9 protein-coding genes are annotated in these 10,792 nt (G+C 70.3%); all 9 read right to left on the bottom strand.

Features of this window, described 5'->3' with window-relative positions; genetic code table 11:
- The coding region (locus ADK36_RS37465; RefSeq protein ID WP_048583920.1) for an aromatic ring-hydroxylating oxygenase subunit alpha at positions 1-663 on the bottom strand (663 nt) is incomplete at its 3' end.
- 131 nt (positions 664-794) lie between these two features.
- A complete protein-coding gene (locus ADK36_RS37460) occupies positions 795-1,958 on the bottom strand; it encodes an NAD(P)/FAD-dependent oxidoreductase (RefSeq protein WP_048583921.1) in 1,164 nt (387 codons plus the stop codon).
- Positions 1,955-2,317 (bottom strand): bifunctional 3-phenylpropionate/cinnamic acid dioxygenase ferredoxin subunit, encoded by a 363-nt coding sequence (locus ADK36_RS37455; protein ID WP_048583922.1) that lies wholly within the window; start codon positions 2,315-2,317, stop codon positions 1,955-1,957. Before ADK36_RS37455 ends, ADK36_RS37460 begins: the two co-directional genes overlap by 4 nt.
- Before the next feature lie 196 nt (positions 2,318-2,513).
- Positions 2,514-3,143 carry an MBL fold metallo-hydrolase gene (locus ADK36_RS37450; RefSeq protein ID WP_053200781.1) on the bottom strand — a complete coding sequence of 210 codons (630 nt, stop codon included), beginning with the start codon at positions 3,141-3,143 and terminating at the stop codon, positions 2,514-2,516.
- The gene (locus ADK36_RS37445; RefSeq protein WP_048583924.1) at positions 3,143-4,228 is read right to left on the bottom strand and encodes an S-(hydroxymethyl)mycothiol dehydrogenase; all 1,086 of its coding nucleotides are present in this window, start codon (positions 4,226-4,228) and stop codon (positions 3,143-3,145) included. The genes ADK36_RS37450 and ADK36_RS37445 overlap by 1 nt, the downstream gene beginning before the upstream one ends.
- A gap of 221 nt (positions 4,229-4,449) precedes the next feature.
- On the bottom strand, positions 4,450-6,216 hold the full coding sequence (locus tag ADK36_RS37440; protein WP_048583925.1) for a BCCT family transporter: 1,767 nt from the start codon (positions 6,214-6,216) through the stop codon (positions 4,450-4,452).
- Positions 6,217-6,506: 290 nt separating this feature from the next.
- Complete coding sequence (locus tag ADK36_RS37435) at positions 6,507-7,577, bottom strand: chorismate-binding protein (protein WP_053200779.1); 1,071 nt, start codon at positions 7,575-7,577, stop codon at positions 6,507-6,509.
- Positions 7,570-9,885 carry an FdhF/YdeP family oxidoreductase gene (locus ADK36_RS37430; RefSeq protein WP_048583927.1) on the bottom strand — a complete coding sequence of 772 codons (2,316 nt, stop codon included), beginning with the start codon at positions 9,883-9,885 and terminating at the stop codon, positions 7,570-7,572. Before ADK36_RS37430 ends, ADK36_RS37435 begins: the two co-directional genes overlap by 8 nt.
- A gap of 205 nt (positions 9,886-10,090) precedes the next feature.
- Positions 10,091-10,651: a cysteine hydrolase family protein gene (locus tag ADK36_RS37425; protein WP_048583928.1), complete on the bottom strand. Its 561-nt coding sequence runs from the start codon at positions 10,649-10,651 to the stop codon at positions 10,091-10,093.
- Between the last annotated feature and the right edge of the window lie 141 nt (positions 10,652-10,792).

The following is a 10,792-nucleotide window of genomic DNA, read 5'->3' as shown; positions in this document are numbered from 1 at the left end:
CTCGGGCAGCACCTCGGTCAGTTCGGGGTGGATGGTCGCGCAGTGATAGCACTCCATGAAGTTCTCGATGATGAGCTTCCAGTTGGCCTTCACGTCGTAGACGATCCGCTTGCCGACGGAGAGGCTGTCGATGTCGTAGCGCTCGATCGACTCGACGTCGCCGAGACGGGCGACGACATCGCCGATGACCTCCTCGTCGAAGGAGGGCGGGTTCTCCGCAAGGCAGACCCAGACATAGCCGAGCCACTCCCGCACGGCCACATTCACCAGGCCGTACTCGGTACGGCCGATGTCCGGCATCTTGGTGAGGTTGGGCGCCGCGACGAGCTTGCCGTTCAGGTCGTACGTCCACGCGTGGTACGGACACTGGAAGGCCCGCTTGACCTCGCCGGACTCCTCCGTGCACAGCTTGGCGCCACGGTGCCGGCAGACATTGAAGTACGCGCGGATCGAGTTGTCCCGCGCCCGGGTGACGAGGATGCTCTCGCGCCCCACGTCGACGGTGCGGAACGCGCCGGGCTTCGCCAGCTCGGAGGCGCGCGCGACACAGAACCACATGGTCTCGAATATGTGCTCCTGCTCCTGGGCGAAGATCGCCGGATCCGTGTAGGAGGAGCCGGGGAGCGTGGCGATCAGGCTGTCCGGCAGGCTGGTCGAGGTCACGGTGCACTCCTCGGGAGAACGTCGTGGAGGGGTCATTCACGCGCCGGGAAGGGCAGCTCCGGACCGCGTTGTGTATGGTGCAACGCTGCGGGCGATACGCAACCGCAGCATGGAATGTCGCTCGGGTGGTGTCAAGATGTGGCGGCGGCCAGTTGCTTGCGCCAGCGCATGAACGGCCGCGGCTGGTTCATCCCGAGCACGGCGACGGGGTCCCCGGCGCGCCGGTAGACGGCCAGGACATCGCGGGTGTCCGCGGCCCCGGCCTCGATGGTCACGCTGTCGGCGGCTGCCGCGTGACCGGCGAACTGGATCTTCACGCCGTACTGGTCGGACCAGAAGTACGGCGGCCGGGGCACGGCCGGTTCCACCGCACCCCCCGCCAGCAGGGTGGCGACCGCGTTGGCGGGACGCTCCCGCGCGCCGGTCCAGTGCTCGACCCGGCGATGCAGGCCCGCGCGCGGGTCGTACCAGTTGGCGCAGTCGCCGACCGCGACCACACCGGCCAGGCTGGTGCGGCCGTCCGCGCCGCACTTGACGCCGTTGTCGAGTACGACTCCGGAACCTTCCAGCCACTCGACGCACGGGCGGGCGCCCACGCCGACCACCACGATGTCGGCGGGGACAGTGCGGCCGTCCTCCAGCAGGACGGCGTCGACACGGGTCTCCCCGCTCAGCCCCTTGACGCCCACACCGCACAACAGCCGTACGCCGTGGTCCGCGTGGAGGGCGGAGACGATGGCACCCATGGCCGCTCCGAGCGGTCCGGCGAGAGGCGTCGGGGCCACTTCCACCACGGTCACATCGAGCCCGAGGGCGTACGCGGTCGAGGCGACCTCGGCCCCGATGAAGCCTCCGCCGATCACCACCAGCCGTCCGCCGCGGGCCAGTTCGTCCCGCAGGGCGCGGGCGTCGTCCAGGGTGCGCAGGGTGTGCACCCCGGCCAGGCCCTCCGAGCCGGGGAGGCTCCGCGCCGCTGCGCCGGTCGCGATGACGACGCCGTCGGCACGCACCTCACGTCCGTCGGCGAGCCGAACGGCACGGTCCGTGCGGTCGAGCCCGACGGCCCGGCTGCCGAGCAGCCACTCGGCCCGCAGGTCCTCGTCGTCCGACTCCAGCGCGAGTTCGGCCTCGCCGAGGGTGCCGGCCAGGAACTCCTTGGACAGCGGGGGCCGGTCGTACGGGCGGTGCACCTCGTCGCCGATGACGACGAGCCGCCCGTCGAAGCCCTGTTGCCGCAGCGAACGCGCCGCTGACAGACCTGCCAGCGAGGCTCCCACCACGGCCACCGTCCTCACGCGGGACCACCGGCGAGCCTGGCGGCGATGCAGGGCGGCAGGTTGGGGGCGTCCGTGGACAGCTGAACGTAGATCATGCCGTCCTCGATGACGACCTGATGTGTCCGGACCGGAAGCTTGGCCGGCGGGGCGTCGACCGAACCGGTCTTCAGGTTGAACTTCGAAGCATGCAGCGGGCATTCCACCTCGCAGCCCTCCAGCCAGCCGTCGGCGAGCGACGCGTCCTGGTGGGTGCACGTGTCGTCAATGGCGAAGACCTCGCCATCGTCGGTGTGGAACACCGAGACCGGCGGATCGATGTCGAGCCGGTGAGCCTCACCTCGCGGGAGATCCACGAGTCGGCACGCGGGAATCATCATGACACCTCGGGTGCGTATAGCGAAACGGATTGCGGTAAGCGCAACGCCAGTTTGGGGGCCGCCCAGAAGCGTTGTCAAGGCATCAAAAGGCCTCGTTCGGACACATCTGCCGCCCGGCCTCCAGGCAGCTCGAAGCGCCCGTTCCACCTGCGAAAACAGGCGGAACGGGCGCCGCAAGAAACCCCCCGGTGGAGCGTCAGAAGCCGCGGTCGACCCACTCCTGCAAGTGCGGGGCCTCGGCGCCGACGGTGGTCGCGTCCCCGTGTCCGGTGTGCACGACGGTCTCCGCGGGCAGCGTCAGCAGCCGGTCCCGGATCGACTCGACGATGGTCGGGAAGTGGCTGTAGGACCGCCCGGTGGCCCCTGGCCCGCCGGCGAACAGCGTGTCGCCGCTGAAGAGCGCCCCGAGGGCCGGTGCGTACAGGCAGACCGCACCGGGGGCGTGGCCGGGCGTGTGCAGCACGGTCAGCTCGATTCCGGCCACCGAGATGCCCTGTCCGTCGGTCAGCTCGGCGTCCGGCGCCCTGTCGGGGTGCGTCTGCTTCCACAGCGGCAGGTCGTCCGGATGGAGGAGGACCGGGGCGCCCGTGCGCGCCGCGAGGTCGGGCGCGGCGTCGATGTGGTCGTTGTGGGCGTGCGTGCACACGATGGCGACGAGGCGCCGGTCGCCGACCGCCCGGGCGATGGCGTCGGCATCGTGGGCGGCGTCGATGACGATCGCCTCCACGTCGTCGCCGACGATCCACACGTTGTTGTCGACGTCCCAGGTGCCGCCGTCCAGGGAGAACGTCCCCGAGGTGACGAGGTGCTCGATGCGGGCCGTCATCAGAGGACCACCACCGAGCGCAGGACGTCGCCGTGGTGCATCCGCTCGAAGGCCTTCTCGACCTCGTCCAGCGCGATGGTCTCCGTGACGAAGGCGTCCAGGTCCAGCCGGCCCTGTCGGTAGAGGTCGATGAGCATCGGGAAGTCGCGGCTCGGCAGGCAGTCGCCGTACCAGGAGGACTTCAGCGAGCCGCCGCGGCCGAAGACGTCCAGCAGCGGCAGCTCCAGCTTCATCTCGGGGGTGGGCACGCCGACCAGGACGACGGTGCCGGCGAGGTCGCGGGCGTAGAACGCCTGCTTGTACGTCTCCGGGCGGCCGACCGCCTCGATGACGACGTCGGCGCCGTGGCCGCCGGTCAGCTCGCGGATCGCCTCGACCGCGTCGGACTCCTTGGAGTTGACGGTGTGGGTCGCGCCCAGCTTCGAGGCCGTCTCCAGCTTGCGGTCGTCGATGTCGACCGCGATGACCTTCGCCGCGCCCGCCAGGTTCGCCCCGGCGATCGCCGCGGCCCCGACGCCGCCGCAGCCGATGACGGCGACCGAGTCGCCCCGGCCGATGTTGCCGGTGTTGATGGCCGCGCCGATGCCCGCCATCACACCGCACCCCAGCAGCCCGGCCGCGGCCGCCGACGCGGCCGGGTCGACCTTGGTGCACTGTCCCGCCGCCACCAGCGTCTTCTCCGCGAACGCGCCGATGCCCAGCGCGGGCGACAACTCGGTGCCGTCGGTCAAGGTCATCTTCTGCTTCGCGTTGTGGGTGTTGAAGCAGTACCACGGCCGTCCGCGCAGGCAGGCCCGGCACTGACCGCACACCGCACGCCAGTTGAGGATCACGAAGTCACCGGGTGCCACGTCCGTGACACCCTCTCCCACCGACTCCACGACACCCGCGGCCTCGTGGCCCAGCAGGAAGGGGAAGTCGTCGTTGATGCCCCCCTCGCGGTAGTGCAGATCGGTGTGACAGACCCCGCAGGCCTCGATCTTCACCAGCGCCTCACCCGGGCCCGGGTCGGGCACGATGATCGTTTCCAGGCTGACGGGGGCGCCCTTGCCCCGCGCGACGACGGCTCGGACCTGGTGCGTCATGGCCACTCCTCGACTGGTCGTGACTTGAATCAGATGTTGCTCATTACGGCACGCATTTCATGTGCCGCAACACAGCATGGGTCAGCGCCAACCAGGGGTCAAGGAGCGCGACGAGGTTCCTCAGCCGGGGCGCGAACGCCGCTGGAGCAGCGGGAACGCCCGGCGGGGCCGTGGCCGACCAGGTCGGTGCCACGGCCCCGCCGGGCGCGGGTCGGCCGCTCTCAGTGAGCGGAGGTGGAGGGCTCCGTGGGGTGCACGGGGTCCTGGGACTGCGAGGGTTGCGTGGACTCCGCGCCGTCGTTGCACGCCACGGGGCCGATGCGCAGCTCGAAGTCGCCGTCGTACTTCTCGTGGCCGGCGATGACGGCCGTCTCGATGGCCTCCTTGCCGATGCGCCCGCGGATGATGAGCGGGTCCTGGCGCAGATCGCGGGTGAGGGCGATACAGAGGCCGACCATCACCAGGGTGAAGGGCGCCGCCGCGAGAATGGTGAGGTTCTGGAGTCCGGTGAGCGCGTCGCCCTTGCCGCCGCCGATGAGCAGCATGATCGCGGCGACCGCGCCGGTCAGCACGCCCCAGAAGATGACGACACCGCGGGCCGGTTCCAGGGATCCACGCTGCGAGAGCGTGCCCATCACGATCGAGGCGGCGTCGGCGCCGGAGACGAAGAAGATGCCGACGAGGATCATCACCACCACGCTCGTGATCGTGGCGAGCGGGTACTGCTGGAGCACGTCGAAGAGCTGGCCCTGGGCGGTCGAGGCGTCACTGAGCCGCTTCTGGTCCTGGAGGTGCATCGCCGAGCCGCCGAAGACAGCGAACCACAGCAGGCTGACGGTGCTGGGCACCAGGATGACCCCGCCCACGAACTGCCGGATCGTCCGGCCGCGGCTGATGCGCGCGATGAACATGCCGACGAAGGGCGTCCAGGAGATCCACCAGGCCCAGTAGAAGACCGTCCAGCCGGCCAGCCAGTCGGCGACTCCCTCGCCGCTGGACGCCTCGGTACGGCCGACCATCTGGGCCAGGTCACCGAGGTACGCGCCGATGGAGGTGGGCAACAGGTCGAGGATGAAGATGGTCGGCCCCACGAGGAACACGAAGACCGCCAGTGTCACCGCCAGCACCATGTTGATGTTGGACAGCCACTGGATTCCCTTCTCGATCCCGGACACCGCCGAGGCCACGAACGCCACGGTCAGCACCGCGATCACGGCGACCAGCAGGCCGGTGCCGACGGATCCCAGCCAGCCCAGTCCGGTGAAGCCGCTGCCGATCTGCAGGGCGCCGAGCCCCAGGGAGGCCGCGGAGCCGAAGAGGGTGGCGAAGATGGCGAGGATGTCGATGACCCGGCCACCCCAGCCGTTGGCCCGCTTCTCACCGATCAGCGGGGTGAACACCGCGCTGATCAGCTGCCGGCGGCCGCGCCGGAAGGTGCTGTAGGCGATCGCCAGACCCACCACCGCGTACATCGCCCACGGGTGCAGCGTCCAGTGGAAGAGGGTCGTGGCCATGGCGGTCTCCATGGCCTCGTTGGCGTCGGCCGGGTCGGTGCCCGGCGGCGGCGTGACGAAGTGCGAGAGCGGCTCGCTCACGCCGTAGAACATCAGGCCGATGCCCATGCCCGCGCTGAACATCATGGCGATCCATGAGACGGTGCGGAACTCGGGCTCCTCGCCCTCTTTGCCCAGGGTGATCCGGCCGTAGCGGCTGACCGCCAGCCAGAGGGCGAAGACCACGAAGCCCGAGGCCGCGAGGACGAAGGCCCAGCCACCGTTGCGAATGGTCCCGTCCAGCAGCTTTCCGGACACGCTCTCCAGCGTGTCGGTCGCGGTGGCTCCCCACACCACGAAGGCGAGGGTGAGGGCCGCGGCGACGCCGAAGACGATCAGGTCGGTCCTGGGAGCGGCGGACTGCGCCGGGCTTCCTGGGAGATCCGCGGCGACGGGATGGCTACGGCTCCCGTCCCTTTCACGGGTTTTACTCATCAGCTCGTCCTTTCCACAGACGGCAGTGGAGTCTTTGTCGCGGACGACGGCAGGGGAACTCGTCGGTGATTCCGTCTGACCGACGAGCACGCCGGAGCGGATGGGGGAACGACGAGAGGAGGGGAGGCGGAGCGGCCGCCATGGTGCGTCGTTGCGAATAATGCATCGGAATTCACTATGGGCAACAACCCTCTGGGTGCCGGGGAGGGCTGTCAAGAGGTTGGTGTCGAGTTACACGACCGCAACCCGATGAACGGCCGCGCACGGAGGGATCCGGGCCCGACGAACCATCAGCCTCCCAGGCGGGAGGGCATGCGGGAGCCACGCGGGTACGCACCCGACGCCACCGTGAGCAGCCGCCGCGCTTTCAGCCGGGTCTCGGCCCACTCGCGCTCGGGATCGGAGTCCCAGGTGATCCCCGCCCCCGTACCGAAGCGCAGTACGGGGCCGCCCGGAGCGGGACGGTCGATCCAGAACGTGCGGATGCCCACGGCCAGTTGGGCCGTGCCGCGGTCGGCGTCGACCCAGCCGACGCCCCCGCAGTACGGGCCGCGCGGCGCGGTCTCCAGCGCCGCGATCACCCGCAGTGCGCTGGACTTGGGGGCGCCTGTGACGGACCCGGGCGGGAACGTGCCGGCGAGCAGTTCGGGCCATCCGACGCGTTCGGCGAGCTCACCTCGCACGGTGGACACCAGGTGCACCAGGCCGGGGTGTTCCTCGACGGCGCACAGGTCGGGAACGGTCACGCTACCGGTGGCGCAGACGCGTCCCAGGTCGTTGCGGACCAGGTCCACGATCATGACGTTCTCGGCGTGGTCCTTTTCGAGGAGGTCGTCGGCGGTCCGCCCGGTGCCTTTGATGGGGCCGGACTCCACCGTGCGGCCCCGGCGGCGGAGGAAGAGTTCGGGCGAGGCCGTGGCGATCTCCACACCGTGCGCCGGGAGACGCACGGTGCCGGCGTACGGCGCTGGATTGCCGCGCGCCAGCAGGGCGGTGAGCGCGTCGACGTCCGCGCGCTCCGGGTCGGGCAGCGGCGCGGACAGGACCCGGCACAGGTTGGCCTGGTAGACCTCGCCGGCCGCGATGTGCTCACGGATGCGCCGGACCCCGGCGGTATAGGCGGCCCGGTCGAGGGAGGACGTCCAGGAGTCCGGGTCCGGGCCCCGCCACGGCGCGGGCGCGGCGGCCGGCACGGGGGCCCGGCGTACGTCACTGAAGCGCGCGCAGACAAGGCGCCCCTCGAAGTCGGCGACCACGGCCCAGAACCCGGCGGAGTCAAGGGCCGCCGGATCGCTGGTCACGTCCCGCAGGCCGGTGGCGAGGAGGCTCCCGAAGCGGGCCAGTGGGGCGAGGTCAGCCACCGGGGTGGGCGTCGGCGGTGGCCGGTTCCAGCCGGACGACGATGGACTTCGACGTGGGGGTGTTGCTGATGGCCGCCGTGGAGTCCAGGGGGACGAGGACGTTGGTCTCGGGGAAGTAGGCGGCGCAGCAGCCTCGGGGGGTCGGGTACGGCACCACCCGGAAGGCCGGCGCCCTGCGTTCCACGCCGTCCTCGTACTCGCTGACGATGTCGACGACGTCCCCGTCCGCGAGCCCGCGGTCGGTGAGGTCGTCGGGGTTCAGGAAGAGGACCCGGCGGCCCTGGTGGATGCCGCGGTAGCGGTCGTCCAGGCCGTAGATGGTGGTGTTGTACTGGTCGTGGGAGCGCAGGGTCTGCAACAGCAGCCGGCCCGGCGGGACATGGGGCGCGTCCAGCGGGTTGGCGGTGAAGTTGGCCAGGCCGGTGCTGGTCGTGAAGCGGCGCTCGTCCCGGGGCGGGTGGGGCAGGGCGAAGCCGCCGGGCCGTCGTACCCGGGCGTTGAAGTCCTCGAAGCCGGGGATCACCCTTTCGATGCGGTCACGGATGCGGTCGTAGTCCGACTCGAAGTCCTCCCACGGCACATGGGACCCCGCTTCCCCGAGTGCCGCCCGTGCCATGCGGCAGATGATCGCGACCTCGCTCAGCAGCTGATCGGAGGCGGGCGCCAGCCGTCCCCGCGAGAGATGCACCATGCCCATGGAGTCCTCCACTGTGACCAGTTGGGGTCCGGTCGGCCGCTGGTCGGCTTCGGTCCGGCCGAGGCACGGGAGGATGAGCGCCTGCTCCCCCGCGATGACGTGCGAGCGGTTGAGCTTGGTCGAGATCTGGACCGTGAGGCGGCAACGGCGCATCGCCTGCTCGGTCAGGTCGGTGTCGGGAGCGGCGGCGACGAAGTTGCCACCCAGCGCGACGAAGACGCGTACGTCGCCGTCGCGCATGGCACGGATGCTCTCCACGGCGTCGTGGCCGTGGTGCCGCGGGGGCGTGAACGCGAACTCGGCGCCGAGCGCGTCCAGGAACGCGTCGTCCGGCTTCTCGTAGATGCCCATGGTGCGGTCGCCCTGCACGTTGGAATGGCCCCGCACCGGGCAGAGCCCCGCGCCCGGACGGCCGATGTTGCCGCGCAGCAGCAGGAAGTTCACGACGTCCCGGATGGTGGGCACGGAGTGCTTGTGCTGGGTGAGTCCCATCGCCCAGCAGACGACGATCTTCTCGGCGGCCAGCACCTGGCGGAACGCGTCCCGGATCTCTTCCTCGGACAGGCCCGTGGCCTGGAGGATGTCGTCCCACGACACCTTGCGGGCGTGCTCGGCGAACTCCTGGAAGCCGTGCGTGTACCGGTCGATGAACGGCGTGTCCAGACAGGTGCCGGGCGCTTCGTCCTCCGCCTCCAGCAGCATGCGGTTGAAGGCCTGGAACAACGCCTGGTCCCCGCCCAGCCTGATCTGGAGGAACTGGTCCGACAACCGGGTGCCACCGCCGAGGACGCCGGAGGGACGCTGGGGGTTCTTGAACCGGAGCAGCCCGGCCTCGGGCAGGGGGTTGACCGAGATGATGCGAGCGCCCCGCCGCTTGGCCTGTTCCAGGGCGGAGAGCATGCGGGGATGGTTGGTGCCGGGGTTCTGGCCGACCACGAGGATGAGATCCGCCTCGTGGAGGTCGTCCAGGCTGACGCTGCCCTTGCCGATGCCGATGGTCTCCGTCAGGGCCGAACCGCTGGACTCGTGGCACATGTTGGAGCAGTCGGGCAGGTTGTTGGTGCCGAGCATGCGGACGAACAGCTGGTAGAGGAACGCGGCTTCGTTGCTCGCCCGCCCGGAGGTGTAGAAGGCGGCCTGGTCCGGGTGGTCGAGCTCGGCGAGTTCGCGGGCGATCACGGCGAACGCGTCGTTCCAGGAGATCGGCCGGTAGCGGTCGCTGCCCGCCGGGCGGTACATGGGGTGGGTGAGACGTCCTTGCTGGCCCAGCCAGTAGTCAGTGCGGGGCAGCAGGTCCTCAAGAGTGTGCCCGGCGAAGAAGTCGGGGGTGACGCGGCGCACGGTGGCCTCTTCGGCCACGGCCTTGGCCCCGTTCTCGCAGAACTCCGCCCGGTGCCGGTGTTCCGGCTCGGGCCAGGCGCAGCCGGGGCAGTCGAAGCCCTCCTTCTGATTGACCCTGAGGAGGGTGAGCAGACTGCGCCGGGCCCCCATCTGTTCGCCGGCGTGCCGCAGCGAGGAAGTGACCGCGGGCAGGCCGGCGGCGTACTCCTTCGGGGGGCCGACCCGCAGACGAGCGTCGCCGGGGTCCTCAGCAGGTGGCTTGCGAGTCATCTGTAGCGCTACTCCGCGGTGTAGGGAAGCCAGAGCCTGACCACGACCGGCCGAGTTTCACATCACACAACAGTAGCGTGATACGCAACGCGTCCAGGTCATGACCAGGGAAGCCCCACGACGGCCGCCTGTCAAGACCGAGCCGTCGCCGAGTGTCGTCTCCACTGCTTCGGTGAGCCGTCCCGCCCCGGTTGCCGGGCGCCCGTCAGGCCACCGGCGGCGTCTTGAGCCAGTCGTCGACCGTGACGACATCCGCCCACTGCGGGAACAGCCGCCCGACGAGGACCCGGTGCACCTCCGGGTCGGTGTCCAGGCAGGCGTCGGAGAGGACGGTGAGGCCGAAGTCCAGGTCGTTCGCCTGGCACAGGGTGGACAGCACCACAGCGCTGGTGGCGATGCCGGTGAGCACGAGGCTGTCGATACCGCGAGCCCTGAGCACCACGTCGAGATCGCTGCCCGAGAACGCGCTCGCCCGTCGCTTGGTGACCACCACGTCCCCCGGCAGGGGCGCGACCTCGGGGTGGATCTCGGTGCCCGGGGCGCCTTCGACGTAGAGGCCGGCTCGCGCGATGGCGGCGAGTGCCCTGTTGCGCGTGCCGACTTCCGGGAAGCCGGGACGTAACGCGATGACCACGTAGATCACGGGGATGTCCGCCGCCCGGGCCCCGTCGATCGCTCTGCGCAGGCGCGGCAGGTATCCGGAGCCGTCGTCGGCGATGTCCACGATGGCCTGTTGGACGTCCATCACGAGAAGGGCGCTGCTCATGTCGTCTCCAGGAACGAAGTCGGTGCGGCGTCGGAACGGGCCCGGGTTCTCCCTGTTCGGATCCTACGCAGCGCTCGCCACGGTGGTGGTGCGCCCGCCGCCCCGCCTGCGCTCCCCCTTGGGCCACATGCCGCGCGGTGC

It is taken from the genome of Streptomyces viridochromogenes, assembly GCF_001270495.1.
Taxonomy (GTDB): domain Bacteria; phylum Actinomycetota; class Actinomycetes; order Streptomycetales; family Streptomycetaceae; genus Streptomyces; species Streptomyces viridochromogenes_A.
Note: the sequence above shows the minus strand (reverse complement) of the source record. Positions and strands in the feature narration are given on the sequence as shown.

Bases quoted from the DNA above. Each gene is read 5' to 3' on its own strand.
- ADK36_RS37430 (WP_048583927.1), bottom strand. From the start codon at position 9,885: ATGACTCGCAAGCCACCTGCTGAGGACCCCGGCGACGCTCGTCTGCGG.
- ADK36_RS37440 (WP_048583925.1), bottom strand. From the start codon at position 6,216: ATGAGTAAAACCCGTGAAAGGGACGGGAGCCGTAGCCATCCCGTCGCC.
- ADK36_RS37455 (WP_048583922.1), bottom strand. From the start codon at position 2,317: ATGATGATTCCCGCGTGCCGACTCGTGGATCTCCCGCGAGGTGAGGCT.
- ADK36_RS37445 (WP_048583924.1), bottom strand. From the start codon at position 4,228: ATGACGCACCAGGTCCGAGCCGTCGTCGCGCGGGGCAAGGGCGCCCCC.
- ADK36_RS37450 (WP_053200781.1), bottom strand. From the start codon at position 3,143: ATGACGGCCCGCATCGAGCACCTCGTCACCTCGGGGACGTTCTCCCTG.
- ADK36_RS37425 (WP_048583928.1), bottom strand. From the start codon at position 10,651: ATGAGCAGCGCCCTTCTCGTGATGGACGTCCAACAGGCCATCGTGGAC.